A 25,936-nucleotide genomic window follows, 5' to 3' on the forward strand; every position below is an offset into this window, starting at 1 on the left:
TCTGGCCTGTGCGGTCCTAGCCCGCGGACGGCTTGGCGGACAGGGCCGGCAGCACATGGTCCGTCAGCAGCGGGGCGAGGTCGCCGGGCAGCTCGGCGGACAGGTCCAGCCAGCGGATCTCGGCGATTTCCGCCGACGGCCGGGCGCTCCACACCCCGGGCGCGGTGAAGACCGTGGCCTCGATCTGGGTGGCCGCCTCGTTGGCGGCATCCGCCAGCCAGCAGCCCAGCAGGTCCAGCCGGTCCGGGGCCAGCACTATCCCCACTTCTTCCTGGAGCTCGCGCGCCGCCGCCTGGGCCGCCGTTTCGCCGGCCTCGGGTTTGCCGCCGGGGTGCATGAACTTGTCCGTGCCCCGCTTCCGGACGGTCAGGAGGCGCCCGGAGCGATCGAAAACACAGACCGCGGAGACGACGATGCGCGGGTTCATCCGGCGCGCCCTGCATCCGGCGCGGCATCAGGGGCCGCGTCCGGCGTTACGCCTGGCCTTGGAACCGGAACTGGGCTTGGTCCTGCTCCTGGTGTTGCTTCCAGCCTGTGCAGGACGGACTCCAGCAGCTGGTCCTTGGCGGGGCCGGTGACATCCCAGCGATAGCCGCATTGGTCCGGTCCGCGGAACGTGTACGTCACACGGTAGGTGTCTGGGTCGCACCAGTGCTCGTCCTGGTTGGCCTGCCCGGCAAAGCCCATGCGGTGGAAGGGGCGGCCGTCCGGGAAGTACACGTCCAGGACCTCGGGGGTGTCCGCCGGCCGCAGCAGATATTCGCGGCTCGCCGGGCCGGTGAACGGCGCGCGGTCCAAGGGTGCCCAGCGCACGATGCCTTCTTCACGCCACCACAGGCCGCCGTCGTCGTGGGCGGTGAAGCGTACGACGCCGGTGAAGGTTCCGCTGATCCCGGTGCTGCGGTCCAGCAGGGTGCGGTCGACGGACCAGGAACCGCGCAGGTAGGCGCGGAGGTCAAAGTCCGGACCCGTGTCCGGGGTTTCGTCCGGGGCAGGAATGTTCAAGTGCCCTCGATTGGAATCGAACCAACGACACCGGCTTTAGGAGAGCCGTGCTCTATCCACTGAGCTACGAGGGCGGGTATCCGCGGGCGGCCGGGGCCGGTCCGGTCGGACACGGATATAAGCATACAAGGTGAGCGCGCGTACTACGCTCTTGGCATGACTGCAGGAACCGCCGAGCTTTCCGCCGGAGCCCTCTACTACCCCGATGTGGCCGCGACGAGGTTTTACGTCGGGGCCCTGGCGAAGCTGAGCGTGTTGCAGTATTTCGTGGCCGAGGCGGCTGTGATCGGCGCCTGGGCGGGGGCGGAGCCATACAGCCGCCGCACGGGCTACATCAGCGACCTCGGCGCCGTGGCGTGTGGAGAGTTCTCCGGCCGGGACGTCTGCTCGCCGGCGCACCTGCTGATGAACGCGTCGTTTGTGGTCCAAGGCCTTGGCATGATGGTCGGCGCGCTGCTGCTCGGCTCGGCGCTCCTGTGCTGTGCCGCGCGAACCGGAGTGCCCCTCAGGCGCGGCCGGGTGCCGGGGCGGGCGCACGGCCGCGCGCGCTGGGGCGCGGGGGTGGTGGCAGCGGCCGCCGCCCGGCTGCTGACGGGCACGGCCGGGGCAGGAACGGTCATCGTGGGGCTGGTGCCCGAGGACGCGGGATCGGCCTGGCACGTGGCCGGTGCCCTGATGTACTTCGCCGCCGGGGCACTGGCGCTCCTGGTCCTCGGTTGGCTTTGGCTCCGGCAGACGCCGCTCGGGTGGCTCATCCTGGGCTGCGGGGTTGTGTCCCTGGCGGCGCTCATTGCGGGCGGGCTGACGGACATGCATGTGCCGGAACCCGGCACCCTGGAGCGGCTCATGGGCTATCCCATCACCGTCGGCGTCGCTGCGGCCGGTCTTGTCATCGCCCAGCGGGTCCAGCATGAACGCACGGTGCGCAAGCACGCCCGGGCCCAGGCCAACTGAGGCGGGCCGGCTGGGGCGGGCCGGCTGGGGCGGGCCGGCGGTGGCGGGCCGGCCGTGCAGGCCCTCAGGCCCGCGCGAGAGGGCCCAGGCCAGAGGGCCCGGGCCCTCTGGCCCGTCGGGGAGGGCCCTTAGGGCGCCGGCGCCGTCGCGCTGGGAGCCGGGGCGGCGGTCGGCGTCGCCTGGGCCATGATCTTCATCAGTTCCTCGTCCCGCAGCTTTGACCACGGCGACTCCGGCGATCCCTGCAGTGCAGCTTCGGGGCTGTCGGTCTGGGTCCACCATTTTGCTTCGAACACCCGGCCTTCGAAGAGCACCCGGGCGCCCTTGCGGTAGACGGTGGCCGGCTGCCAGGCCGGGGCAGTCCCGGCGGGTGCCGTCAACTGCGGCGTCGGCCGGTCAGCGGCCAGGACCGGACCGATAATGCGCCAGGGGGTCGCGGTGCCCTGCAGGACGGGGTTATCCGGGGTGTCGGCGCGGGTCCACCATTTGGCCTCGTAGACGTTCGAATGCCACACGATCCGCTCCCCGGCGGTGTAGGCAGTTTCCTCGGACCACACCGGGTACGGGCTGGTGGAGGGGTTGTCGCTGACGGCCGGGACCGGCGTCTGCGGCGCTGCGGCGGACGGCGCAGCCGACGGGCTGGCCACGACACCCGCGCCAAGGATCGTGGCGAAGGATGAGCTTCCCTGGTCCACGCCGCTGCAGCCATCGGAAACCTTCGTGACGTCCGGGAAATTCTGGCTGCAGGTGCGGTCACGGTTCAGGGACCACATGGAAAGCCGGCCGATGCCGCGGGCACTGGCGTAGGCGCTCAGTTCCTGCGCGTCCTTGAGCGTGAAGATCTCGCCGGCGACGTCGTTCTGGCCGATCATCGGCGTCAGGCCGACCTTGCGCCACACCGTTCCGCTGCCGAGTTCGGTGCCGGCGGCCCGGTACAGGCCGGTCAGTTGCTGATGGGTGGCTTCCGCGGCGGACACAGCGTTCTCGTACATGGACCGGCCCGGCAGCATGCTCCCGCCGTAGTCCATGGTCATGGCGTTCACCCCGGCAAGGTCGACGCCCGCGGTGATCATCTTCTGGACGGCGTCGCTGCCCGCCGCCGTGATGCCGTTGGGGTCCGCCGGCAGCGTCAGCCAGACGCTCAGGGACTTGCCCTCGCGCTGGCGGTCCTGCTGGAGCGCGGCGATGGCCACCGAGCGCCGCTGAAGGGCCGCGGGGTCGGACAGGGCCTCGCCTTCCACGTCGAGGTCGATGCTGTTGACCTGATAGCGGTCGACGACGGTCCGGTAGGCCGACTTGAGCTGGGCGGGATCGGTGCACGCAACGGCCAGCTCCTGGTTGGCCAGCCCGCCGAAGGACACCGCCACGGTGCCGCCAAGCTGCTGAAGCCGGGCCACCCGCCGGTCCAGGTCCAGCGAGGCGGCGGCGTCCGAGAGGGAGTAGGCGGCCCCCCAGGAAGGCGAGCACGGATCCTTGGGGTCAGCCACCACAAAGGACAGCACGACCTTTTCGGCTTCCTTGGACGCCGGGTCCTCGAATGCGTACCGGGGCGTCGCGGTGACATCGACGTATCCCGAGAAAACGGACGGAATGGCCTCGGCCGCCCGGACGTCCTGGAAGTTGCCCCATGCGGCGACGCCGCCGGCGGCGGCCGCCACCACGGCGCCGATGAGTACACCCAGCCGGACCACTGATAGTTTGCGGCCTGGGAATCGTTCGGACACGGGGTCCCCCTTGTGCGTCTTTCGTTGGGCAGCCGGGCACGCGCCGGCAGCCGGCATCAGCTCGTGAAATTTCCGGGGTGTCTGATGTCCGGCAAGCCTCTGACCTTGCATTATCATAAGGGCACTCACCGGAACATTCCGGTGCGGCGTGCGGGTTTTGCCGTAGGCGCGCGCCAATATGCCGACTTTGCAGTCTTATGGGGACTAATGCCAGATCAGCTTGTCTTGCCGCGCTTGGATTCGGAAAGCGCGACCACCGAACAAAAAGGTGCGGTCCGGCGCCGTCAATGGGGGGCAGAGCGGCGTTCCGAGCCGCTGTCAATTGTTCATCCGAGACCATCCCGGCGCAAAATAATCCTTGGCCGCCTGGGAATTCTCACAACGCTGGCGGCTTGGGTAACGTACGTCATTTCCACCATTCTGAAAGAGCTCGCTGACAATCCCAATGCGGGTTTCAGGTTTCAGTTTGAGACGGTTTCCTACCTCATTGTCGTAACATTTCTGACGTTTTCCGCCCTCATGTACCTGATGGCCCGGCAGGGCGCCCTGTACCGGTTCCGCGACCATGCCAGGGTGCCGCGCGGCGAGCTGGACCGGCACTTCGCCGAGTACTCCGAGGGCGTCACCGTGCTGGTGCCCTCCTATGCCGAAGAGCCCCAGGTAGTGCGGGCGACGCTGTGGTCCGCAGCGCTGCAGGAGTTCCCGGATCTCAAAGTGGTGCTGCTGCTCGATGACCCGCCGCGTCCCTCGGACCTGGGTGACCGGGTCCGGCTGGACAAGACCCGAGCGCTGACCGACGAGATCGCCGCAGAGCTCAGCGTCCCGGCCGCGCGCTTCAACACTGCCCTGGCCGAATTCCGCAGCCGGGCAAAGGCGCACGGGCGCGGTACTGCGGCCGAGGTGGCCCTGCTGATCGCCGAATATGAGGCAGCTGCCGAGTGGCTCGAATCGATGGCCGCTGCAGAAACAGTGGAGGACCACGTCGATGAGTTCTTCGTCGACCTCGTCCTGATGGGCCTGGCCCGCGAGCTGAGGCTGGTGCTCCTGGGACTGAACGCTGCGCTGGCCCAGCAGACCTCGCCGCCGCGCACGCGGATCGAAGAGCTGTACCTCCGGCTGACCTGGATCTTCAACGTCTCCACCGAAACGTTCGAACGCAAGAAGTACGCGAGCCTTTCCCACGAGGCGAACAAGGCCATGAACCTCAACGCCTACATTTCGCTGATGGGCCACACCTGGCAGAAGGAAACCACCGCCGACGGCGTGGTCCTGCGCAAGGTGGGCGCCGGCGTCGTTCCTGACCTGGACGGCGAGATCATGGACGTCCCGGACACGACCTATCTGTTGACGCTCGACGCCGACTCGCTGCTTTTGCGCGACTACTGCCTCCGGCTGGTCTACTTCCTGGAATCGGCCGGCAACGAGCGCGTCGCGGTCACTCAGACGCCGTACTCCTCCTTCCGTGGGGCCCCCACCCGCATCGAGCGGGTCGCCGGAGCCACCACTGACCTCCAGCACATCCTCCACCAGGGCATGACCTACTACGGTGCGACCTTCTGGGTGGGCGCCAACGCCGTCATCCGCAAACGCGCCCTGGAGGACATCGTCGAGGTGGAGACCTCCGGCGGATTCGAGGTCCGGACTTACATCCAGGACCGAACCGTCATCGAAGATACGGAATCCAGCATCGATCTCGGCCAGCACGGCTGGACCCTGGTGAACTATCCGGAACGGCTCAGCTACAGCGCCACACCCCCGGATTTCGGCTCCCTCGTGGTCCAGCGCCGGCGCTGGGCGAACGGCGGCCTGCTGATCCTGCCCAAACTGTGGGTCCAGCTCCGCCAGCACCGGTCCGAGCGCCGCGCGATCCTGTTCCGGGAGGTGCTGCTGCGGGTGAACTACATGGCGTCCATCGCGTGGGCCAGCTTTGGCCTCGTCTTCCTCCTGGCGTACCCCTACGACAGCCGGCTGCTGAGCCCGATCGTGTTCATCGCCGCCCTGCCGTACTTCCTGGCCATGGGCAGCGACCTGCGCGACTGCGGGCACCGCTTCAGTGACATCCTCCGGATCTACGGCTTCAACCTCGTGCTGCTGCCGGTCAACCTGGCGGGCGTGCTGAAATCGCTGCAACAGGCCGTCACAGGCGACAAGATTCCCTTCGCCCGCACGCCCAAGGTCAAGGACCGCACCGCCGCCCCGGCGATCTACGTCCTGACGCCGTACGCGATCGTCGCCTTCTCGCTGCTGACCGTATGGCGGGACGCGCAAGTGGGGAACTGGGGCAACGTGGCCTTCGCCTCCGTCAACGCCGTCCTGGCTGCGGGCGCGATCCGCGCTTACATTGGAGTCTTCAACTCCGCCGTGGATGTCTTCCTCGGGGTGGTTAACTGGCTGTATGTCAGTCCCAGGCCCAAGAAAGAGAAGGAGAGCCCCGTGATAGCCAAGACAGCCGAGGAAGTCGACTGGGAAACGATTCTCTATCACGGCGACCGACGGCTGAACCGTGACCTCCGGGGCTCCGCCGACCGCCGCCGTCGAATTGCGGTCCGATGACGCTCGAGGCCCTGGCCGGGCCCGAAGGACGGATTCCGGAGGGGCTGCCGGACACGGCAGCGGCAGCCGGCGCCCTCCTGGGGGCGGCGGCGGTGGCCGCGGCCCGGGCAACCGACGGGGCGCCTGCCGACGGCGGTGCCGCCCGGAGCATCGGCGTGCGGATGATCGACGGCGGAATCATCGAGGTCCTGCTGCCCGCCAACCAGGAGATCGAGGGTCCTGAGGCGCGCATCGCCGGTGACATCGTCCGCACGCTCGCCGCGGGTCGGCGGATGCCGGTGCTCCTGGTGATCACTGGCGTCGTCGGTGTCAGCATGGAGGCCCGCCAGGTTTACAGCGGTTCCATAGCGGCGACGGCGTTCGCCCTGGTGGGCGAGAGCCCAGTGGACCGGGTCATTGCCCACTACCTCCTGCGGTCCCGAAGCGAGACGATCCCGGCCCAGTTCTTCACCTCAGAATCCGCGGCCGTCGAGTGGCTAAGGCAGTACACCCGTGAAGAATGAAGCACCGGACCCCAGGCTGCACGCCCTCGTGGAGGGCATCGTGCGGATCGCCGGAGGCGATCTGAGCACCCGGATCCCGCATTCGGGAGCCCGCGACGACGTTGCCGCCGTCATCGCCGGCATCAACCTGATGGCCGATGACCTGCAGACCATTTACCAGGAGCTGGAAGAGCGGGTCGAAAGCCGCACGGCCATGCTGCGCGAGGCGCAGGTGGAGCTCGAACGCATGGCGCTGACCGATCCCCTGACCCAGCTCGCCAACCGGACGGCGCTGAACTCGGTCCTGAGCCATGCCCTGGCGGAGTCCTCGCGCGGCGAGATGCCGCCGGCCCTCCTGATTCTGGATCTCGATTCCTTCAAGGGCATTAACGACACCCTGGGGCACAGCGCCGGCGACGACGTCCTGCGGGCCATCGCACGCCGGCTCCAGGACGCCGTCCGCGAAACGGATACCGTGGCGCGCCTTGGCGGCGACGAGTTCGCCGTCATGCTGCCGAAGTCCAATCTGGTCCGGGCACGCCGGGTGGCGAACAGGATCCTCAAGGCCCTCAGTGAGAGCCTCGACGTCGGGGACCTGAAAGTCACCTGCGGAACGAGCATCGGCCTGCGGATCGCGGAACCCGGCCAGTCCGTCGATGACCTGGTCATGGAGGCCGACACGGCCATGTACGCGGCCAAGGCGCAGCAGCACAGCAGCATCAAAGTCTTCGAGCCGGCCCTCCTGTACGCGCGCCGGCTGCAGAGCGTCATGATTACGGAAATGCGCGAGGCCATCCGGCAGGACCAGCTGACCCTGCACTACCAGCCGGTGGTGGATCTCGCGACCGGCAGGATCGAGGGCGTGGAGGCGCTGGTCCGGTGGAACCACCCGGAGCGCGGTCTGCTCATGCCGGACCAGTTCATTCCCCTGGCCGAGGAAACCGGCATGATCGTGGACCTGGGCCACTGGGTGCTGCGCAATGCCGTGCGCCAATTGCGGAAATGGCAGCAGGACCTGCAGGTGGACAGCAGCTTTAACGTTCGGGTCAATATTTCCACCACCGAACTGCAAAACCTCGAGCTGATCGAACATGTGCGGGACATCCTCAGGGAGACCGGCGTGGATGCATCAAACCTGATCGTGGAGCTGACGGAGTCCATGGCCGTCAATGGAGGAGACGTCGACCAGTATTCGCTCAACGGCCTCCGCCGGCTCGGCGTGCAGCTGGAGATCGATGACTTCGGGACCGGCTATTCCTCCATCAGCTACTTGCGCAAGCTGCCGGTGAACGTGGTCAAGATCGACCGCAGCCTGATCAGCGGCCTCGGCGACGACGAGCAGCAGCGGGACTTCGTCGCCGCGGTGCTGCACCTCATCCACGCCTGCGGCCTGAAGGCGCTGGCCGAGGGGATAGAGACGGCGGAACAGGCGGAAGTCTTGCGAGAAATGGGCTGCGGCAGCGGCCAGGGCTATTACTTTGGCAGGCCTGCGCCGGCGGGCGAGATCGTGGCGTTGTTTGCAGGGAATGGAAAGCTGTTGTAGTGCCGGGCCTGGTGGATGTTGGGCGGGGTCAGGCTGAACGAAGGTTAAACAGCGACGGCGGGTCCCGGAATCACTTCCGACACCCGCCGCCTGTCAATGCAGTCTCCGTTACTTCTTTGTGGAGTCCGGCCACCAACCGATAGCGGCGACTGAGCTGTGTCCGGAGGTGTCAGCTGCAGCAGAAATCGCTGCGGAGGCGGACATTCCCGCGACAGCCAGCGCACCGGCGACGAGGAGTGTTGCGAGGGTCTTCTTCATTAGGACTCCTGATACGTAAGAGGCTGATGTGACTCATGTGACTTGTGGTGCAAATTTAGTATAGGGCCAAACGACACGCCGCTGTATAACGATTCGCTCGGCAATATGCGAAGTCGTGATATTCGCGCGAAGCTTCGGAAGTCCTGAGGCAATATTGCGCAGGTCTTGCTTGCGCGGTTTGTTCGTTTCCGCTCCTTCGGCAACGGATAATTGAGGCATGCAACAAAGTTCCGTTTCACCCTCGTACGCCGCTGCAGAGCTGCAGGCGCGCGAGCTCCGGTCCAGTCACGACTTCAGCGAGGCCGCGAACGCCGCGCAGATGGCCGCGGATATTGCCATTGCTGAAGGTGATTCGTCGTCGTGGTGGCACATGACGTTGTTCCGGGCCGAAAGCCTCATTGCCGCCGGAGAAATCGAAGCTTGCGCAGAACTCGCCAGCACATTGATTGCTGAACCCTGGGAGGGGAACCGGCAGCTTCAGGCCCAGGTGCACATCCTTCTGGCCCTGACCCGCAGGGGCATGGGCCTGCTCGAAGAGGCCGCCGATGAGGCGAGAATCGCAGCGGACCTCATGGACGGCGAAGACGACGTCGAAATTGCGGTCAAGGCCCGGCAGGCCCTCATTGCGGCGCTTGCCGATAGTGGGAGGCTTGACGAAGCGTGGGCGGAAAGCCTTGTCATGGCCGACATCATTTCGGGCGAAGTCGATGACCAGTTGGTGGGCAAGGCGTACTGGGTCATTGGAAACGTCGCGTTCCTTTGCAGCAAAGTCGCCGAGGGGCTGCACTATCACGAGCTCGCCGCTGCCACCTTTTCACCGGCCCGGAACCTGACCGTCTGGGCAAAGTTCAACAAGGCTTCTGCTGCCATGCGGCTCGCCGCCGATGTCGCGGACGCGGACACCCTGCGCTGCATTGAACGCGCGGAACTAGCCACAGATGTTATTGGCGGCACTGAGGAAGATCACATACTGCTCAAGCTGAACCGCGGCCACTGGAATTTTCTGGCGGGGGATCAGAAATCGGCGGTCGATACTCTCGACGACATCTTCCCGGTCCCCGAAAAGACGTCGCCGCAAATACTGGGCGAGGCCTATCTGCTTCTGGGACGGTCGCACGCCGCTTTGGGAAACGGGGTCGAAGCGCGCAAATACTTACTGGAAGCCGCCGACTACTTTGAGAAGGCGGGAGCCTCGCAACGTGCGGAGCAGGCCCTTGAGTTCCTGAACGAAGTACCCTGACTTCGCGCTGAAGTGGACTTGCCCTCCGCTGGACTTGAGGGCTGGACAGAATGGCATGATGTCCTCCGGCCGGGCCGAACGCTGGACATGTCCCGTGCTCGAGGCCCGGTGCGAGGGACGACTCCAGTCGCCGCGACCAAGAATGGACATGTCCAGCGTTCTACGCCGGGTGTAGGGAAATAGCCCTGCCGCCGCGACCGAGAATGGACATGTCCCGCGTCCGAAGCCGGGAATTGAGAAATAGCCCCGCCGCGCGGATCAGGACTGGACATGTCCCGGGGTGGGGGAAGCTGCGGCTGCCTTGCGGCCAAGTATTACGGCGGCGACGCCGGCCACGACGCTCAGCGCCAGAAGTACCCAGCCGGCCACGGTGAGACCGGAGGCCAGGGCGACCTGACCGCCGTCGAGGGTGTCGGCGGACATCATTTCGTCGATCACCGTGTTGCCCCACAGCCGGACCGCAGCAAAGAGCAGCGGAAGCGACCACAGCGCCCAGCGCAGGGACTTCCGGGCCACGTTGGTTCCGATCAGCAGCAGCCAGGTGAAGCCAAAGATCAGCGGGAAGAGCATGCCGGCCGTCTTGTGGACGTAGTTCAGCTGGCCCCGGGCATCGGCGTCCATGGCCGCGCGCAGTTGCTCCACGAAGCCCAGGTCAAAGCCGCCGACCAACGAGTCGGGCATTGCCTGGCCGCCCGACAACTGCGTGAGCTGGTTGAGGGTGAGCAGGTGCAGATACCAGAACAGGAACAGGCTGGCCACGACTCCGGCGATGACAATCAGGTTGCTGTTGCTCTGTGCCTTCTGCGGTGTCCGGCTGGTGGTCGGATTGATCACCGGAGGGAGATGGTGCTGGGGGACCGCCGCGTTGGCGCCGTGCTTTTTGATCCGCTGCGCGGGTGTCTTGGCCATGGCTCCATTATCGCCCGCCCTGCACGCCCCTCCGCGCCGCCGTCAGCCCGGCTGTCCGCACCGGCTGTTCACTGCCAACGGGCGCCGATAGTCTGGGACGCGTGACCGAACTAGGAAAACACCGGCTCGGCCGGCACAGCACCGCAGAACTCGACCCGTCACTGGATGACTACCAACTGGCCGAGGCCCTGGTCCGCGAGGCCGGCACGCTGGCGCTGTTGATGCGGCAGGCGGGGCTTGAGGGCCGGCAGAAGACCTCTGTCTCGGACGTGGTCACGGCCGCCGACCATGCCGCCGAGTCCTATGTCCTGGAACAGCTCCGGCGTTGCCGGCCCGATGACGCCGTCCTGGGCGAGGAGGGTGCCGCGGTGGCGGGCAGCAGCGGCCGGACCTGGGTCATTGACCCCGTCGACGGGACCTTCAACTTCCTGCATGGATCCACGTACTGGTGCTCGGCCATTGCCCTGAAGGATTCCTCCGGTGCAGGGCTCGGCGCCATCTTCCAGCCGGAGGAGGACAAACTCTGGCTGGGCGGGACGTCCCGGTCGGCGACGCTCAACGGCGAAAAACTGGTGGCCTTTCTGCCCGCTGCGTCCGGTGGCACCGGACGCTCCGACACGCCGCTGTCCGACCTCGGCGCGGCAACCTACATCCACCCGACGTGGCTGGCCGATCCGATGTGCGCCATGCCCTGGCACGCGGCAGCGACATCGGCCGCCGCGCTGCGCATGTTCGGGTCCGGCTCCTGCGACCTCGGCCGGGTCGCAGACGGAGAGCTCGGCTGCTGGTTCCAGCACAGCTGCCCCGAGTGGGACTGGCTGCCCGGGAAGGCGATCGTAGAGGCGGCCGGCGGCGCGACCGACGTCGTGCGCGTCAACGGACTGGACTGGTTCATCGCGGGAGGCACGACGGCGGTGCAGCAGCTGCGCGCCGCGCTCAGCTCCGGGGGCGTCGGCTAGCTTCCCGCCTGCCGGACGTCCCGGGGGGACATGCTCATTTTTCACGGCGGTGACCGTGGGACATGCTCATTGTTCGCGGCCGGGACTGGGCACAAGGGGAGTATGTCCATTGGCCACGGGTGGCGGATGGCATGCTCGTCCCGCTGGGCCGAGGCCGTGGGACATGCCCATTCTTCAGAACAACCTCGGCAGTCTTCAGAACAACCCGAGTCTTCTCCAGGGCAGTCTCCGCCGGGCATGCCCATTCTTCGCGGCCAGGAGTGGGCATAAGGTGTTTATGTCCACCGGGCGCGGGCAGGGGAGGGCATGTCCCGGAGGGCGGACACGGCTGTCAGCGCCACCGCCTAGACTTAGATACACCATGGATATGTTGTTTGACCCTTACGCCGACGGACCCTTCCAAGCTGCCTCCAAGGCGGCGGCAGGCACTAAAGCGCGGGCCGGGTCCGGCCTGGCGGGCCTGGATTCAGGGCCGGATTTCGCTCCGCATGGCGGCCCGCACGGCGCCCCGCACAGCGGAAGCGCGCACGGCGACGGGCCCGACGGCGGCTGGGACCGCCCGCAGCTTCCGAACGCCGGCGAACTCCTCGAGGGGCTGAACCCGCAGCAGGAAGAAGCAGTCAAGCACGCCGGCAGCGCCCTGCTGATTGTGGCCGGCGCCGGCTCGGGCAAGACCCGTGTGCTCAGTAACCGGATCGCCTACCTAATTGCCACGAGGCGGGCGCACCACGGCGAGATCCTGGCCATCACCTTCACCAACAAGGCCGCGGCCGAAATGCGGGAACGGATCGAGGTGCTGGTCGGCGGCCGGGCCAAGACCATGTGGATCTCCACCTTCCACTCGTCCTGCGTCCGGATCCTGCGCCGCGAGGCCAAGAACGTCGGGCTGAACTCCAACTTCTCGATCTACGACTCCGCCGACTCGCTGCGCCTGATCACCCTGGTCGCCAAGAACCTGGACCTCGACCCCAAGCGCTTCGCGCCCAAGGCCATCCAGCACAAGATTTCCGCGCTCAAGAACGAGCTGATCGACGCCGACAGCTACTCCTCCAGCGCCAACTACAACGATCCCTTCGAGCAGGCCGTCGCCGAGGTCTTCAAGGGCTACACCCAGCGCCTGCGCCAGGCCAACGCCATGGACTTCGATGACCTGATTGCCGAGACCGTCTACATGTTTCGGGCCTTCCCGGCGCTCGCCGACTCCTACCGGCGCCGCTTCCGGCACGTCCTCGTGGACGAATACCAGGACACCAACCACGCCCAGTACGCCCTGGTGCGTGAGATCGTCGGCGAGGGCCCCGAGGCCGCCGAGCTCACCGTCGTCGGCGATTCAGACCAGTCCATCTACGCCTTCCGCGGCGCGGACATCCGCAACATCGTGGAGTTCGAGAAGGACTACCCGGACGCCCGCACCATCAAGCTCGAGCAGAACTACCGCTCCACCCAGACCATCCTCAGCGCCGCCAACTCGGTGATCTCCCGCAACCCCAACCGGCCGGAGAAACGGCTCTGGACGGCCGAGGGCGACGGCGAGAAGATCGTCGGCTACGTCGGCGAGAACGAACACGACGAGGCCCAGTTCATCGCGAAGGAAATCGACCGGCTCCAGGACGAGGGCGACCTGCGCCCCGGCGACGTCGCCATTTTCTACCGCACCAACGCCCAGTCCCGCTCGATCGAGGACGTCCTGGTCCGCGTGGGGTTGCCCTACAAGGTGGTCGGCGGCACCCGCTTCTACGAGCGCAAGGAGATCAAGGACGCCCTCGCCTACCTGCGCGTCCTGGTCAACCCGGACGACGACGTCAACCTCCGCCGCATCCTCAACGAACCCAAGCGCGGGATCGGTGACCGTGCCGAGGGTGCCGTCGCCGCCCTCGCCGAGCGTGAGCGCACCTCCTTCATGGCCGCCGCGAGGCGCGCAGATGAGGCCCCGGGCATGGCGACCCGGTCGCTCAACGCCGTGCTGGGCTTCGTGAAACTCCTCGACGACCTCGCCGAGGTCGCTTCCGGCTCCGGCGCCGCCGCGGCCCTCGAAGCCGTGCTCGAACAGACCGGCTACCTTGCCGGGCTGCGGTCCAGCACCGACCCGCAGGACGAGTCCAGGGTGGAGAACCTCGCCGAACTGGTCGCCGTTGTCCGGGAATACGAACGGGACAACCCCGAAGGCTCGCTCGGCGCCTTCCTGGAGCAGGTCTCCCTCGTGGCCGACGCCGACCAGATCCCGGACGCCCCCGGCGGTGACGCCCAAGACACGGCCGCCGCCGTCGCCGAAGCCAAGCGGCTCGGCGTCGTGACCCTGATGACCTTGCATACGGCCAAGGGCCTGGAATTCCCGGTAGTGTTCCTTACCGGCATGGAGCACGGGCTGTTCCCGCACCAGCGCTCCGCAACGGATCCCAAGGAACTGGCCGAGGAACGCCGGCTGGCCTACGTGGGCCTGACCCGTGCCCGCAAGCGGCTGTACCTGACCCGCTCCGAAGTCCGCAGCATGTGGGGCCAGAGCCAGTACAACCCCGCGAGCCAGTTCATCGAGGAGATCCCGGCCGAGCTCGTCGAGTGGAAGCGCGAAGGCGCCAGCCGCCAGGGCGGAGGCTGGGGGAGCGGTGCCGGGATCGGGTCCAGCCGCTATGGCGGATCGTTCTGGGGTGCAGGCACCGCTCGCGGCGCCGCGGCCAGCCCGTCCGCCGGGTTCAACGCCGATGTTCCCGCCGCCGTGGCCAAGAACAGGGTCCAGCCGCAGAAGGAAGTCGTCGCCGTCAGCGTCGGGGACAAGGTCAACCACACCAGCTTCGGCAACGGGACCGTCCTGGCGGTCGAGGGCGCCGGGGACAAGACGGTCGCCAAGGTCAAGTTCGACGTCGGCGAGAAGCGGCTGCTGTTGCGCTACGCGCCGCTGACCAAGCTGGACGCCTAGCTGACCGCACAGCTGGACGTTCGGCCGAAGACCCGGCGGGAGCCGGGAGCGGAACCCGGAGACCGGTCCGCCGGCACCCCACGCTGCCGGATGCACGGGCGTTCGCCCTACGTTACGAACGCCCGTCTGGCACGGCCGCGCCGGCCTTCGGAGCGCCGTCGAACACCCCAAAAACCCCGTAATCTAGCGGTTTTTCTACGCTCCATAGAATAGTGTCCTTACTCACATAACCGGTACTCTGGAACGGGCTGGTCCGATCGAAGGACTAGAGTTCCCAAAGGAGCATTGCGCCGTGTGGCTCGTTTCCAAGCTTGTCGCAGGGTGCGTTTATTCCGCAGCCCGGTAACCGCGAGTACGTGGGGTCCGGCTGTACAGAAACTACTTCGACGTAGAAGGACACTAAACCGTGGACCTGTTTGAATATCAGGCGCGCGATATGTTCGAGGCGCACGGTGTACCCGTGCTTGCTGGCATCGTGGCGCACACCCCTGAAGAAGCAAAGGCAGCTGCCGAGAAAATCGGCGGCGTAACTGTCGTAAAGGCGCAGGTCAAGGCCGGAGGCCGCGGCAAGGCCGGCGGCGTCAAGGTCGCAAAGACCGCTGACGAAGCGTTTGAACACTCCACCAACATCCTCGGGATGGACATCAAAGGCCACACCGTCCACCGGGTGATGATCGCCCAGGGCGCAGACATCGCCGAGGAATACTACTTCTCCGTCCTTCTGGATCGGGCCAACCGCAACTACCTGGCCATGTGCTCGGTTGAAGGCGGCATGGAAATCGAGCAGCTCGCCGTTGAGCGCCCCGAAGCCCTGGCCAAGATCTCGATCGACCCGGCCGTGGGCATCGACCAGGCCAAGGCCGACGAAATCGTCGCCGCTGCAGGCTTCGCCGAGGAACTGCGTGGCAAGGTCGCCAGCGTAATCCTGAAGCTCTGGGACGTTTTCAAGAAGGAAGACGCCACCCTCGTGGAGGTCAACCCGCTGGTCCTGACCGGCGCCGGCGACATCGTTGCCCTCGACGGCAAGGTCTCCCTCGACGAGAACGCCGACTTCCGCCACCCCAAGCACGCTCACCTTGAAGACAAGGACGCTGCTGACCCGCTCGAGGCCAAGGCCAAGGCGCAGGACCTCAACTACGTCAAGCTGGACGGCGAAGTGGGCATCATCGGTAACGGTGCCGGTCTGGTCATGTCCACCCTCGACGTCGTTGCCTACGCCGGCGAGAACCACGGCAACGTCAAGCCCGCCAACTTCCTGGACATCGGCGGTGGAGCGTCCGCCGAGGTCATGGCAGCGGGCCTCGACGTCATCCTGGGCGACCCGCAGGTCAAGTCCGTCTTCGTCAACGTCTTCGGCGGCATCACCGCCTGTGACGCCGTCGCCAAGGGCATCGTCGGTGCACTGGCCGAGCTGGGCCACTCCGCGAACAAGCCGCTGGTCGTCCGCCTCGACGGCAACAACGTTGAGGAAGGCCGCCGCATCCTGGCCGAGGCCAACCACCCGCTGGTTACCCTGGCCGCCACCATGGACGAGGGCGCCGACAAGGCTGCCGAGCTCGCCAACGCAGCGAAGTAGAGGGACTCGACTATGTCTATTTATCTGAACAAGGACTCCAAGGTCATCGTCCAGGGCATCACCGGCGGCGAGGGCACCAAGCACACCGCCCTGATGCTCAAGGCCGGCACCAACGTTGTTGGCGGCGTCAACGCCCGCAAGGCCGGCACCACGGTCCTGCACGGCGACACCGAGATCACCGTTTTCGGCACCGTCAAGGAAGCCATGGCCGAGACCGGCGCTGACGTTTCCATCGTCTTCGTGCCGCCGGCCTTCACCAAGGACGCCGTCGTTGAAGCCATCGAGGCCGGCATCGGCCTGGTTGTCGTCATCACCGAAGGCGTGCCGGTCCAGGACTCCGCTGAGTTCTGGGCACTGGCCCAGTCCAAGGTTGACGCCAACGGCAAGCAGGTCACGCGCATCATCGGACCGAACTGCCCCGGCATCATCACCCCGGGTGAGGCCCTCGTCGGCATCACCCCGGCCAACATCACGGGCAAGGGCCCCATCGGCCTCGTCTCCAAGTCGGGCACCCTGACTTACCAGATGATGTACGAGCTGCGCGACCTTGGCTTCTCCACCGCCATCGGCATCGGCGGCGACCCGGTCATCGGCACCACGCACATCGACGCCCTCGAAGCCTTCGAGGCGGACCCGGAGACCAAGGCGATCGTCATGATCGGCGAAATCGGTGGCGACGCCGAAGAGCGTGCCGCGGACTACATCAAGGCCCACGTCACGAAGCCGGTTGTCGGCTACGTGGCCGGCTTCACCGCTCCGGAAGGCAAGACCATGGGCCACGCAGGCGCCATCGTCTCGGGTTCCGCGGGCACCGCCCAGGCCAAGAAGGAAGCCCTCGAGGCTGCCGGCGTCAAGGTCGGCAAGACGCCGTCCGAGACCGCCAAGCTCCTGCGCGAAGTCTTCGCGACCCTCTAGGTCCGAAGCACCGAAGCACCACAGCAACGCGGGGTCACTCACGGCCCATTCCACTCGGTGGGATGGGCGCGGAGTGACCCCGCGTTGCTTGTTTAAGGCTGCTGGTAAAAGTACGACGGCGGCAGGCCACCTTCCCGGCGAAGGTGGCCTGCCGCCGTCGTACTCTCCAAGACCCCTGACGTCCTAGACCTTGGCCCCGCTGATGACTTCCTCGAGCCGCTCGTAGGCTTCGATCATGCCGCCCTCCATTCCGGACTGCGCCATGCCGTCGCGAGCCTCCATGCTGGGGTAGACCGCCCGGGCGCGGAGGCGGCAACGGCCGCCGCCGAGATCTTCGAAGGTCAGGAACTCAATGCTCACCACATCCGGGTAGCCGTCGAATTCGAAGGTTTGGATGGCGAAGTCGTTCTCGCGGACAGTGTGGAAGACGCCGCTGAAGACATACGCGCTGCCGTCCGGTGCGGTGTGGGTGTAACGGTAGCTGCCGCCGGTCCGGAAGTCGTAGTGGTCAATGGTCATGGTCATCCGCCGCGGACCGAGCCACTGGGCGACGAGCTCGGGGTCCTTGTGCGCCCTGAAGACCTCGGAAACGGGAAAGTCGAAGTCGCGCTCAAAGTCGATGAAGGGCAGCCCTTCGGGGACTGTCAGTTTCAGTGCGTTGCTCATGATGCATCCTTTGCCTGAGTGCCGCTCTGGGCGGCGCGGATTTCAAGCACGGCGTCAAGGCTGCGGAATTGCCCCTCGCGGACCAGCCGGTACTGGTCGATCCAGGCAGTGAGCGCTTCCAGCCGTGCAGGGTTCAGGTGCACGGGCCGGCGCTGGGCGTCACGGGTGCGCGTGACAAGTTGCGCCTGCTCGAGGACCTGGATGTGTTTCGAGACCGCCTGCTTGGTGATCGCGAAGGGCTCCGCCAGTTCGTTGACGGTGGCCGGGCCCCGGCTGAGCCGGGCAATGATGCGGCGGCGGACCGGATCGGCGAGGGCCAGGAAGGCCGCGTCGAGCTCACCGTCGTCGCTGGAATCCATGGGCTGGGACCTCCTCGCCGCGCGGCTAATCAATCCATAGATTGATCAACCTTTTGATTGTTTAAGGATAAGACGGGACCCGCGGCAAGGCAAGGACGGTAGCGCTCCCGTGGCTAAAGGGGGCACCACGCCGCGGTGAACTCTCGGCGAACGTCCGGCCAATGGGGCGCAAAAATCGATTTTTGGCCGGCCGGGCGTGGACATACTTGAAGGCATGACTACCTTTTCTCGTCGTCAAGTATTGCGTTCAGCGGGGGTCGCCGCCGTTGCCGGGGCCATGGCCGCCAGCACCTCCGAGAACGCATTTTCAGCCTCCCCAATCGGCCTCTTTGGCCACGGGATCGCCTCAGGAGATCCCATGCCGGGCAGCGTGCTGCTGTGGACCCGCGTCACGCCCACCCCGGAATCTTTCCCCGGCAGCGGTGCCGGTCCGGACGTTTCCGTCCGCTGGGAAATATCCGCCGATCAAGCGTTTACGAAAGTAGCTGCCAGCGGTACTGCCTCCACCGGCCCGGCCCGCGACCATACCGTCAAGGTCGTTGCAGGCAGGCTGTTGCCCGCCACGAACTACTGGTATCGGTTCACCCTGGGGCAGGAGACCTCACCCGTGGGCCGCACGCGAACCGCACCGGCCGCGGGGGCAGCGGTGGACCGGCTGACATTCGGGGTGGTTTCCTGCGCGAACTGGCAGGCTGGCTACTTCTCCTCCTACCGCCATCTGGCCGCGCGCGGCGACCTCGACGCCGTCCTCCACCTGGGTGACTACCTCTACGAATACGCCCCCGGCGACTACCAGGCCCGCGACGTCGTGGTCCGGCCGCACGAGCCGGCCGTCGAGATGACCCGCCTGGAGCACTACCGCCGACGCCACGCCCAGTACAAGACCGACCCGGACCTCCAGGCCCTGCACGCTGCGGCCCCGTTTATCGTTACCTGGGACGACCACGAATCGGCCAACGACGCCTGGCAGGGCGGCGCCGAAAACCACACTCCAGGCGTCGAAGGCGCCTGGAGCGAGCGCTTCGCCGCCGCGCACCAGGCCTACGCCGAGTGGATGCCCGTCCGCTACGAGCCCGGTGGCCAAATCTACCGCCGCCTGGAGTTCGGCTCGCTGGCTAGCCTGGCCATGCTTGACCTGCGCTCCTACCGTGACCAGCAGGCGGCCAGCGGCGCGGACTCCTCAATCAGCAGCCCCGCCCGCACCATCACCGGCACCGCCCAGATGGACTGGCTGCTGGGCAACCTTAAGTCCGATGGTCCGCAATGGAAGCTCGTCGGCAACCCCGTCATGATTGCCCCGGTCCGGGTTCCCTCGACCCTGAGCACCGCTGAATTGGCTGGTGTGCAGAAGCTGATGGGCGGGACAAGCATCAATGGCGTGCCCTACAACGTGGACCAGTGGGACGGTTACGAGGCCGACCGCAACCGCGTGGTCCGCCACCTGCGCGACAACGCCGTCAAGGACACGGTGTTCCTCACCGGCGACATCCATTCCGGCTGGGCCTGCGACATCCCCGCGGATCCGGCCAGCTACCCGGCCACCGGCGATTCCGTGGCCGCGGAACTGGTCTGCACCTCCGTCACGAGCGACAACCTCGATGACATCCTCAACGTTCCGCCCCGGACCGGATCCGTCGGCGTTGAAAACGCCATCAAGGCAGCCAACCCGCACGTGAAGTATCTGGACTTCGACTCGCATGGCTTCTCAGTCCTCGAGGTGACGCCCGCCGGCGTCCGGATGGACTGGTACGTCCTCGCGGAGCGAACGGACCCGGGGTCCCAGGCCACGCGATCCACGTCATTCCAAGTGCAGTCCACCTCCGGCAAAGTCACCCGGATGCAAGGAGGCCTTCAGTGAGTCGCTCAGCCACTAACCGCCTGACACCGGGCCGCCGGCAGTTCCTGCAACTCGCCGCCGCCGGCGGTGCCGCCGTCGTCCTTTCCGCCGCGCCGGGCACCACCTGGGCCGCCCCTGCCGCCGTCCGGACCAGGAGCTACGTACTCGTGGTGGACGGCTGCCGCCCGGACGAGATCACACCCGCCCTGACGCCGAGGCTCGCCGCTCTGCGGGCCGCCGGGTGCAATTTCCCGGCGGCACGCTCCCTGCCGATCATGGAGACCATACCCAACCACGTCATGATGATGACCGGGGTCCGCCCGGACCGCTCGGGAGTTCCGGCCAACGCCATCTTCGACCGCGCCGAAGGCGTGGTCCGAGACCTCGACCGCTCTACCGACCTGCACTTCCCGACTCTCTTGGAGCGGCTGCACGAGCGCGGGCTTACCACCGGGTCGGTGCTCAGCAAGAAGTACCTGTACGGCGTCTTCGGTGCCCGGGCCAGCTACCGGTGGGAACCCCAGCCAGTGCTTCCGGTAACCGGACACGCGCCGGACGCCGCCACAATGGACGCCCTTCTGGCGATGGTGAGCGGGCCCGACCCCGACTTCGTTTTCACTAACTTGGGTGACATTGACCGCGTCGGCCACTCCGACCTTTCGGGAACCACGCTGCGGGCAGCACGTGAAACTGCCCTCACGGACACCGACGTGCAGGTGGGGCGCTTTATCGACCACCTCAAGAGCGCCGGCAAGTGGGACTCCAGCGTAGTGATGGTGCTGGCCGACCACTCGATGGACTGGTCGGTCCCGAGCAATGTCATTTCCATCGACCTGATCCTCCAGTCCCGTCCGGAACTGCAGTCCAACGTCAAAATCGCCCAGAACGGCGGGGCGGACCTGCTCTACTGGACCGGCGCCGACGCCGACCGCGCGGCCGGACTGGCCGCCGTCGAACAGTTGGTCGGCGCCCATGAGGGGGTGTTCTCGGTGAACAGTCCGGGGGATCTGCGCCTGGGGGCCGAAGCCGGCGACCTGGTGGCCTACTGCCGCGCGGGCTGGCGTTTCTCCGACCCCTACGTTGCCTCTAACCCCATCCCGGGCAACCACGGACACCCGGCCACGGAACCGATTCCGTTCTTCGTCTCCGGAGGCAGCCCGCTGGTGGCAAAGAGTGTTGTGTCCTCCGAGGCCGCCAGGACAGTGGACGTCGCACCGACCATCGGCGGAATTTACGGGCTGAAACCGCCCGCCGGCGGCTACGACGGCACGGCCCGGAGTTCTGCCTTTACCGGCTAGTCCGGCCTGCCGCTCCGGCAGGCGCAATACCCCAGCGCGGGGTCACCTGGCGCCGTCCCGAACCCCGGGATGGGCGCCAGATGACCCCGCGCTGCTGTGTCCACGCGGAAAATCCTTGCACCGCTTCAATTTAGTTTGTTAGTATGTCAGGACAAACTACTGAAGGAGATGCGAGTGCCTCTCGTGCGAATCGACGTCAATCAAGGCCGCACCCCGGAGCAGCTCCGCGGGCTCAGCCAGGGAATCCATGCCGCCATCGTGGCCGAATACGGCATCCCGGAGCGGGACTACTTCCACGTGCTGACCGAGCATCCCGCGGGGCAGATTGTCGCCCAGGATGCCGGGCTCGGCTTCGAGCGGACGCCGGACGTGGTGATGATCCAGATTTTCACCCAGGCCGGGCGCAGCCAGCCCGCCAAGCAGTCCCTGTTTGCCGCCATTGCGGACAAGCTGGCCGCCGCGGGGGTCGCCGGCGAGGACGTCTTTATCGGATACGTCGAGAACACGGCGGGGGACTGGTCCTTCGGGTTTGGCCAGGCCCAGTACATAACGGGTGAGCTCGGCATTCCCGCCAAGTAGCTACCGGGGTGGTTTCGGCGCTTGCGCCGCAGCGACACCCGCGCGGGGGCGGCATTTGGGGCTCCTGTGTCATGTTGTAAATATGTCAGTACAAACCTTTGACAGTACATGGATTCTGAGGCAAAGTAGTGGTTGTGGCCCGGCTCACGCCGGCCCCCTAAGCACCGAAGCTCAGGCTGCGCAAAGGTACCGAGTTCACACCAGAAAGGTCCGCGATCACCGTGACCCACGAACTGCTCACGATCGGGCGCATCAGCGTTGATATCTACCCGAATGACATCGGGGTGGATCTGGAGGATGTCACGTCCTTCGGAAAGTACCTTGGCGGATCACCGTCCAACGTGGCGGTCGCCGCTGCCCGCCACGGCCGCCGCGCCGCCGTCATCACCCGCACCGGCGACGACGCCTTCGGCAAATACCTGCACCGCGAACTGCGCAAGTTCAACGTGGACGATTCCTTCGTCACCCCGGTCAAGGAATGGCCCACCGCGGTCACGTTCTGCGCGATCAAACCGCCCGAAGACTTTCCGCTCTACTTCTACGGACGGTTCCCCACGGCCCCGGATCTGCAGATCAAGGCGGAGGAGTTGGACCTGGACGCCATCAGGGATGCGGGCATCTTCTGGTCCACCGTCACAGGTCTCTGCCAGGAGCCCAGCCGCGCCGCGCACCTCAAGGCCCACGAGGCGCGGCCCCGCACCGGGCTGAAGCCCGGCCAGTTCACCATCCTGGACCTCGACTACCGGCCGATGTTCTGGGCCTCCGAGGAGGAAGCCCGGGAGCAGGTCGCCAAGATCCTGCCGCACGTCACCGTCGCGATCGGCAATGACAAGGAATGCGCCGTCGCCGTCGGGGAGGGCACCCCGGACGAACAGGCGGACCGGCTGCTTGCCGCCGGCGTCGAAATCGCCGTCGTGAAGCTGGGCCCGGAAGGGGTCATGGCCAAGACCCGTACCGAGCGTGTGGTCTCCGCCCCGGTGCCCGTGGAAACCGTCAACGGCCTCGGTGCCGGCGACTCGTTCGGCGGGGCCTTCTGCCACGGCCTGCTCTCGGGCTGGCCGCTCGCCCAGGTCCTCGACTTCGCCAACGCTGCCGGCGCCCTCGTCGCGTCCCGCCTGTCCTGCGCGGACGCGATGCCGACGCCGGACGAAGTCACGGGCCTGCTCGCCGAACGCGGCCGCCTGCTGCCGGGTACCTACGCCACCGAAGGAGCAGCACTGTGAGTGCAAACCCAGCCGTCGCCGCCCGCGCGGTGAACGATGATCCCCGCCGCTACGAGCACCTGAGCATTATCCGGCTCGAAGACCCGGAAGCGATCGCCCGCGCCGCCAAGGCACGGCGCCGCCACCCCGGTGTCCGGGCCCACCGGCAGAACTTCATTGTGGCCGCCGACCACCCGGCCCGCGGCGCGCTCGCCGTCGGGAATGATCCCGTGGCCATGGCCGACCGCCGCCAGCTCCTGGACCGCCTGCAGATCGCGCTGGCCAACCCGGACGTCGACGGGGTCCTCGCCTCGCCGGACATCATGGACGATCTGCTCCTGCTCGGCGCGCTCGAGGGCAAGCTGCTCTTCGGCTCCATGAACCGCGGCGGCCTCTCCGGCCTGGTGAACGAATTCGATGACCGCTTCACCGGACACACCGCGGCCGCGCTGGAGGCCCTGGGCGCCGACGGCGGAAAGATGCTCACCCGCATCTGCCTCGGCGACCCGGACACGGTGGTGACCCTCGAAGCAACCGCGCGGGCGATCGATTCCCTTGCCGAGCGCAGGCTGATCGCCATGGTGGAACCGTTCCTCTCCGTCCGCGAGAACGGCAAGGTCCGCAACGACCTCTCCACCAATGCCGTCATCAAGTCAGTCGCCATCGCCGAAGGCCTCGGCGCGAGCAGCGCCTACACCTGGATGAAGCTCCCCGTCGTGGCCGAGATGGAACGCGTCATGGCGTCCACCACCATGCCCACCGTGCTCCTCGGCGGAGACCCGGACGCCGGCCAGGACGAGGTGTTCGCCAGCTGGCAGGCCGCCCTCGCCCTGCCGGGCGTCCAGGGCCTCACCGTCGGCCGGACCCTGCTCTACCCGCAGGACGGCGACGTCGCCGGCGCCGTGGCGACCGCCGCGTCGCTGCTGCACCACGCCGCCTCAGAATCCACCCGCACCACAGAAGTATCGGAGTAGCTTCCCATGGGAATGAGCACTGCATCAGGAACACGCAGAATGACCGTCGCCCAGGCCGTCGTCGAATACCTGTCCAAGCAGTACACCGTCGATTCGATCGGCGGCCAGGACTTCCGGGAGCGCCTGATTCCGGGCACGTTCGGCATCTTTGGCCACGGCAACGTTGCCGGCGTCGGCCAGGCACTGAAGCAGTACCAGCAGCTCGATCAGACGATCATGCCGTACTACCAGGGCCGCAACGAACAGGCCCAGGCGCACCAGGCCGTCGGCTATGCCCGGCACACCCGGCGCCGCCAGACCTTCGCGATCAGCACCTCGATCGGCCCGGGTTCCTCGAACCTGCTCACCGGCGCGGCGCTGGCCACCACCAACCGGCTCCCCGTGCTGCTGCTGCCCAGCGACACCTTCGCAACCCGGGCCGCCGACCCGGTGCTGCAGCAGCTCGAACGCCCGGAAGCCTATGACATCACCGTCAACGACGCTTTCCGGCCGCTGTCCAAGTTCTTCGACCGGGTCTCCCGGCCCGAGCAGCTGTTTTCCGCGTTCCACCACGGCCTGCGGGTCCTGACGGACCCGGCCGAGACCGGCGCGGTCACGATCTCGCTGCCCCAGGACGTCCAGGCCGAGGCCTTGGACGTGCCCGAGGAGTTCCTCGCCGAGCGCGAGTGGCGGATCCGCCGTCCCGACGCCGACGACGAGGACATCCGCCGCGCCGCCGAGGCGATCCGCGCCGCCAAGCGCCCGCTGATCATCGCCGGCGGCGGCGTGCTCTACGCCTACGCCAACGAGGAACTCGCGAAGTTCGTCGAGCTCACCGGGATCCCGGTGGGCAACACCCAGGCCGGCGTCGGCGTGCTGCCGTGGGACCACAAGTTCTCGCTGGGCGCGATCGGCTCCACCGGCACGACGGCGGCCAACGCCATCGCCGCCGAGGCGGACCTCATCATCGGCATCGGCACCCGCTACGAGGACTTCACCACCGCGTCCCGGACCGCGTTCCAGAACCCGGACGTGAAATTCATCAACATCAACGTCGCCGCCATCGACGCCTACAAGCACGGCACTTCACTGCCGATCGTGGCGGACGCCCGCAAGGCCCTGGTCAAGCTGAACCAGGCCCTCGGCGGCTACCGGATCGGCGCGGACCTCGAGCAGCGGATCGCGAACGAGAAGACCCGCTGGAACGCCACGGTGGACGCGGCCTTCGACACGCGCTTCACCCCGCTGCCGGCGCAGAACGAAATCATCGGTGCCACCAGCCGCGCCATGGACGCCCAGGACGTCGTCATCTGCGCCGCCGGGTCCCTGCCCGGTGACCTGCACAAGATGTGGCGCGTCCGGGATCCGTTCGGCTACCACGTCGAATACGCCTACTCCTGCATGGGCTACGAAATCCCCGGCGGCCTCGGCGTCAAGCGGGCCGCCCTCGCCGAAGCCGCGAAGGGCGGGGCGCAGCGCGACGTCGTCGTGATGGTGGGGGACGGCTCCTACCTGATGATGCACACCGAACTCGTCACCGCCGTCGCCGAGCGGATCAAGCTGATCGTGGTCCTGATCCAGAACCACGGCTACGCCTCGATCGGCTCGCTCTCCGAGTCCCTCGGCTCGCAGCGCTTCGGCACCCAGTACCGGGCCCTGGACGAGGAGCACCACAGCTTCGACGACGGCGACCGGCTCCCGGTCGACCTGGCCCTGAACGCCGAAAGCCTCGGCGTGAAGGTGATCCGGATCGAACCGGGGGAGAAGGTCATCGCCGAGCTCGAGCAGGCCATCCGCGACGCCAAGGCTGCCCCCGAACGCGGCGGCCCGATCGTCATCCACGTCGAGTCCGACCCGCTGCTGGATGCCCCCAGCTCCGAGTCGTGGTGGGACGTTCCGGTCTCCCAGGTCTCCGAGCTCGACTCCACGAAGCAGGCCTTCCAGACCTATGCCGACCACAAGAGCCGCCAGCGCAAGCTGCTCGGCTGACCCCCTTCATCACCAGCAAAC

22 protein-coding genes and 1 tRNA gene are annotated in these 25,936 nt (G+C 66.9%); 15 read left to right on the forward strand and 8 right to left on the reverse strand.

Annotated elements, in window-relative coordinates; genetic code table 11:
- Positions 1–16: 16 nt before the first annotated feature.
- From C566_RS0119405 to C566_RS0119415, 3 genes are all read right to left on the reverse strand, one after another.
- Positions 17–427, reverse strand: a complete 411-nt coding sequence (locus tag C566_RS0119405; RefSeq protein WP_018776020.1) for an NUDIX hydrolase — start codon at positions 425–427, stop codon at positions 17–19.
- On the reverse strand, positions 424–942 hold the full coding sequence (locus tag C566_RS0119410; protein WP_231386452.1) for a DUF6314 family protein: 519 nt from the start codon (positions 940–942) through the stop codon (positions 424–426). The genes C566_RS0119405 and C566_RS0119410 overlap by 4 nt, the downstream gene beginning before the upstream one ends.
- A 64-nt stretch (positions 943–1,006) precedes the next feature.
- A tRNA-Arg gene (locus tag C566_RS0119415) sits at positions 1,007–1,079 on the reverse strand.
- Positions 1,080–1,161: 82 nt separating this feature from the next.
- On the opposite strand from C566_RS0119415, the gene C566_RS0119420 reads away from it, so the two are divergent.
- On the forward strand, positions 1,162–1,959 hold the full coding sequence (locus tag C566_RS0119420) for a hypothetical protein (RefSeq protein ID WP_018776022.1): 798 nt from the start codon (positions 1,162–1,164) through the stop codon (positions 1,957–1,959).
- A 128-nt stretch (positions 1,960–2,087) separates the two neighbouring features.
- Here the strand turns inward: C566_RS0119420 and C566_RS0119425 are convergent, their stop codons facing one another.
- A complete protein-coding gene (locus tag C566_RS0119425) occupies positions 2,088–3,683 on the reverse strand; it encodes a chitinase (RefSeq protein ID WP_051082380.1) in 1,596 nt (531 codons plus the stop codon).
- Between the two features lie 519 nt (positions 3,684–4,202).
- On the opposite strand from C566_RS0119425, the gene C566_RS0119430 reads away from it, so the two are divergent.
- Genes C566_RS0119430 through C566_RS0119440 form a run of 3 tightly spaced genes read left to right on the forward strand, consistent with a single transcriptional unit; the run spans position 4,203 to position 8,261 of the window.
- The gene (locus C566_RS0119430) at positions 4,203–6,236 is read left to right on the forward strand and encodes a glycosyltransferase family 2 protein (RefSeq protein ID WP_018776024.1); all 2,034 of its coding nucleotides are present in this window, start codon (positions 4,203–4,205) and stop codon (positions 6,234–6,236) included.
- Entirely contained in the window at positions 6,233–6,739 is a 507-nt protein-coding gene (locus tag C566_RS22205) for a DUF7793 family protein (RefSeq protein ID WP_018776025.1), read from the forward strand. The genes C566_RS0119430 and C566_RS22205 overlap by 4 nt, the downstream gene beginning before the upstream one ends.
- Positions 6,729–8,261: a putative bifunctional diguanylate cyclase/phosphodiesterase gene (locus C566_RS0119440; protein ID WP_018776026.1), complete on the forward strand. Its 1,533-nt coding sequence runs from the start codon at positions 6,729–6,731 to the stop codon at positions 8,259–8,261. Before C566_RS22205 ends, C566_RS0119440 begins: the two co-directional genes overlap by 11 nt.
- A 108-nt stretch (positions 8,262–8,369) precedes the next feature.
- On the opposite strand, the gene C566_RS22825 is transcribed toward C566_RS0119440, so the two are convergent.
- Positions 8,370–8,519 (reverse strand): hypothetical protein, encoded by a 150-nt coding sequence (locus C566_RS22825; protein WP_018776027.1) that lies wholly within the window; start codon positions 8,517–8,519, stop codon positions 8,370–8,372.
- Positions 8,520–8,736: 217 nt separating this feature from the next.
- On the opposite strand from C566_RS22825, the gene C566_RS0119450 reads away from it, so the two are divergent.
- Positions 8,737–9,759, forward strand: a complete 1,023-nt coding sequence (locus C566_RS0119450) for a hypothetical protein (RefSeq protein WP_018776028.1) — start codon at positions 8,737–8,739, stop codon at positions 9,757–9,759.
- Between the two features lie 258 nt (positions 9,760–10,017).
- Here the strand turns inward: C566_RS0119450 and C566_RS0119455 are convergent, their stop codons facing one another.
- Positions 10,018–10,668 carry a hypothetical protein gene (locus tag C566_RS0119455; RefSeq protein ID WP_018776029.1) on the reverse strand — a complete coding sequence of 217 codons (651 nt, stop codon included), beginning with the start codon at positions 10,666–10,668 and terminating at the stop codon, positions 10,018–10,020.
- 101 nt (positions 10,669–10,769) lie between these two features.
- Here C566_RS0119455 and C566_RS0119460 point away from each other — a divergent pair, with 101 nt between their 5' ends.
- The 4 genes from C566_RS0119460 (at position 10,770) to sucD (ending at position 17,032) form a co-directional block, all read left to right on the forward strand.
- The gene (locus C566_RS0119460) at positions 10,770–11,627 is read left to right on the forward strand and encodes an inositol monophosphatase family protein (protein WP_018776030.1); all 858 of its coding nucleotides are present in this window, start codon (positions 10,770–10,772) and stop codon (positions 11,625–11,627) included.
- A gap of 361 nt (positions 11,628–11,988) precedes the next feature.
- The gene (gene pcrA / locus C566_RS0119465; RefSeq protein ID WP_043467512.1) at positions 11,989–14,541 is read left to right on the forward strand and encodes a DNA helicase PcrA; all 2,553 of its coding nucleotides are present in this window, start codon (positions 11,989–11,991) and stop codon (positions 14,539–14,541) included.
- Between the two features lie 406 nt (positions 14,542–14,947).
- Positions 14,948–16,117, forward strand: a complete 1,170-nt coding sequence (gene sucC, locus C566_RS0119470) for an ADP-forming succinate--CoA ligase subunit beta (RefSeq protein ID WP_018776032.1) — start codon at positions 14,948–14,950, stop codon at positions 16,115–16,117.
- 12 nt (positions 16,118–16,129) lie between these two features.
- Entirely contained in the window at positions 16,130–17,032 is a 903-nt protein-coding gene (gene sucD, locus C566_RS0119475; protein WP_018776033.1) for a succinate--CoA ligase subunit alpha, read from the forward strand.
- Positions 17,033–17,215: 183 nt separating this feature from the next.
- Here the strand turns inward: sucD and C566_RS0119480 are convergent, their stop codons facing one another.
- Both C566_RS0119480 and C566_RS0119485 read right to left on the reverse strand, forming a co-directional pair.
- Positions 17,216–17,698 carry an SRPBCC family protein gene (locus C566_RS0119480; RefSeq protein WP_018776034.1) on the reverse strand — a complete coding sequence of 161 codons (483 nt, stop codon included), beginning with the start codon at positions 17,696–17,698 and terminating at the stop codon, positions 17,216–17,218.
- Entirely contained in the window at positions 17,695–18,057 is a 363-nt protein-coding gene (locus C566_RS0119485; RefSeq protein WP_018776035.1) for an ArsR/SmtB family transcription factor, read from the reverse strand. Before C566_RS0119485 ends, C566_RS0119480 begins: the two co-directional genes overlap by 4 nt.
- 214 nt (positions 18,058–18,271) lie before the next feature.
- Here C566_RS0119485 and C566_RS0119490 point away from each other — a divergent pair, with 214 nt between their 5' ends.
- The 6 genes from C566_RS0119490 to iolD all read left to right on the forward strand — a co-directional run bounded on the left by C566_RS0119490 (position 18,272) and on the right by iolD (position 25,915).
- Entirely contained in the window at positions 18,272–19,915 is a 1,644-nt protein-coding gene (locus tag C566_RS0119490) for an alkaline phosphatase D family protein (protein ID WP_026266871.1), read from the forward strand.
- Complete coding sequence (locus tag C566_RS0119495) at positions 19,912–21,192, forward strand: alkaline phosphatase family protein (RefSeq protein ID WP_018776037.1); 1,281 nt, start codon at positions 19,912–19,914, stop codon at positions 21,190–21,192. The genes C566_RS0119490 and C566_RS0119495 overlap by 4 nt, the downstream gene beginning before the upstream one ends.
- Before the next feature lie 174 nt (positions 21,193–21,366).
- A complete protein-coding gene (locus tag C566_RS0119500; RefSeq protein WP_026266873.1) occupies positions 21,367–21,771 on the forward strand; it encodes a tautomerase family protein in 405 nt (134 codons plus the stop codon).
- 221 nt (positions 21,772–21,992) lie between these two features.
- Positions 21,993–22,994 (forward strand): 5-dehydro-2-deoxygluconokinase, encoded by a 1,002-nt coding sequence (gene iolC / locus C566_RS0119505; RefSeq protein ID WP_018776039.1) that lies wholly within the window; start codon positions 21,993–21,995, stop codon positions 22,992–22,994.
- Positions 22,991–23,947, forward strand: a complete 957-nt coding sequence (locus C566_RS0119510; protein ID WP_018776040.1) for a Cgl0159 family (beta/alpha)8-fold protein — start codon at positions 22,991–22,993, stop codon at positions 23,945–23,947. The genes iolC and C566_RS0119510 overlap by 4 nt, the downstream gene beginning before the upstream one ends.
- Before the next feature lie 39 nt (positions 23,948–23,986).
- Positions 23,987–25,915: a 3D-(3,5/4)-trihydroxycyclohexane-1,2-dione acylhydrolase (decyclizing) gene (iolD, locus tag C566_RS0119515; RefSeq protein WP_018776041.1), complete on the forward strand. Its 1,929-nt coding sequence runs from the start codon at positions 23,987–23,989 to the stop codon at positions 25,913–25,915.
- Positions 25,916–25,936 lie beyond the last annotated feature (21 nt).

It is taken from the genome of Arthrobacter sp. 131MFCol6.1, assembly GCF_000374925.1.
Classification (GTDB): Bacteria; Actinomycetota; Actinomycetes; order Actinomycetales; family Micrococcaceae; genus Arthrobacter.

What these genes read in the sequence shown, in the direction of transcription:
- C566_RS0119405 (WP_018776020.1), bottom strand. Translation starts at nt 427, where the DNA reads ATGAACCCGCGCATCGTCGTCTCCGCGGTCTGTGTTTTCGATCGCTCC.
- C566_RS0119420 (WP_018776022.1), top strand. Translation starts at nt 1,162, where the DNA reads ATGACTGCAGGAACCGCCGAGCTTTCCGCCGGAGCCCTCTACTACCCC.
- C566_RS0119430 (WP_018776024.1), top strand. Translation starts at nt 4,203, where the DNA reads ATGTACCTGATGGCCCGGCAGGGCGCCCTGTACCGGTTCCGCGACCAT.
- C566_RS22205 (WP_018776025.1), top strand. Translation starts at nt 6,233, where the DNA reads ATGACGCTCGAGGCCCTGGCCGGGCCCGAAGGACGGATTCCGGAGGGG.
- C566_RS22825 (WP_018776027.1), bottom strand. Translation starts at nt 8,519, where the DNA reads ATGAAGAAGACCCTCGCAACACTCCTCGTCGCCGGTGCGCTGGCTGTC.
- C566_RS0119450 (WP_018776028.1), top strand. Translation starts at nt 8,737, where the DNA reads ATGCAACAAAGTTCCGTTTCACCCTCGTACGCCGCTGCAGAGCTGCAG.
- C566_RS0119455 (WP_018776029.1), bottom strand. Translation starts at nt 10,668, where the DNA reads ATGGCCAAGACACCCGCGCAGCGGATCAAAAAGCACGGCGCCAACGCG.
- pcrA (WP_043467512.1), top strand. Translation starts at nt 11,989, where the DNA reads ATGGATATGTTGTTTGACCCTTACGCCGACGGACCCTTCCAAGCTGCC.
- sucD (WP_018776033.1), top strand. Translation starts at nt 16,130, where the DNA reads ATGTCTATTTATCTGAACAAGGACTCCAAGGTCATCGTCCAGGGCATC.
- C566_RS0119480 (WP_018776034.1), bottom strand. Translation starts at nt 17,698, where the DNA reads ATGAGCAACGCACTGAAACTGACAGTCCCCGAAGGGCTGCCCTTCATC.
- C566_RS0119485 (WP_018776035.1), bottom strand. Translation starts at nt 18,057, where the DNA reads ATGGATTCCAGCGACGACGGTGAGCTCGACGCGGCCTTCCTGGCCCTC.
- C566_RS0119490 (WP_026266871.1), top strand. Translation starts at nt 18,272, where the DNA reads ATGACTACCTTTTCTCGTCGTCAAGTATTGCGTTCAGCGGGGGTCGCC.
- iolD (WP_018776041.1), top strand. Translation starts at nt 23,987, where the DNA reads ATGACCGTCGCCCAGGCCGTCGTCGAATACCTGTCCAAGCAGTACACC.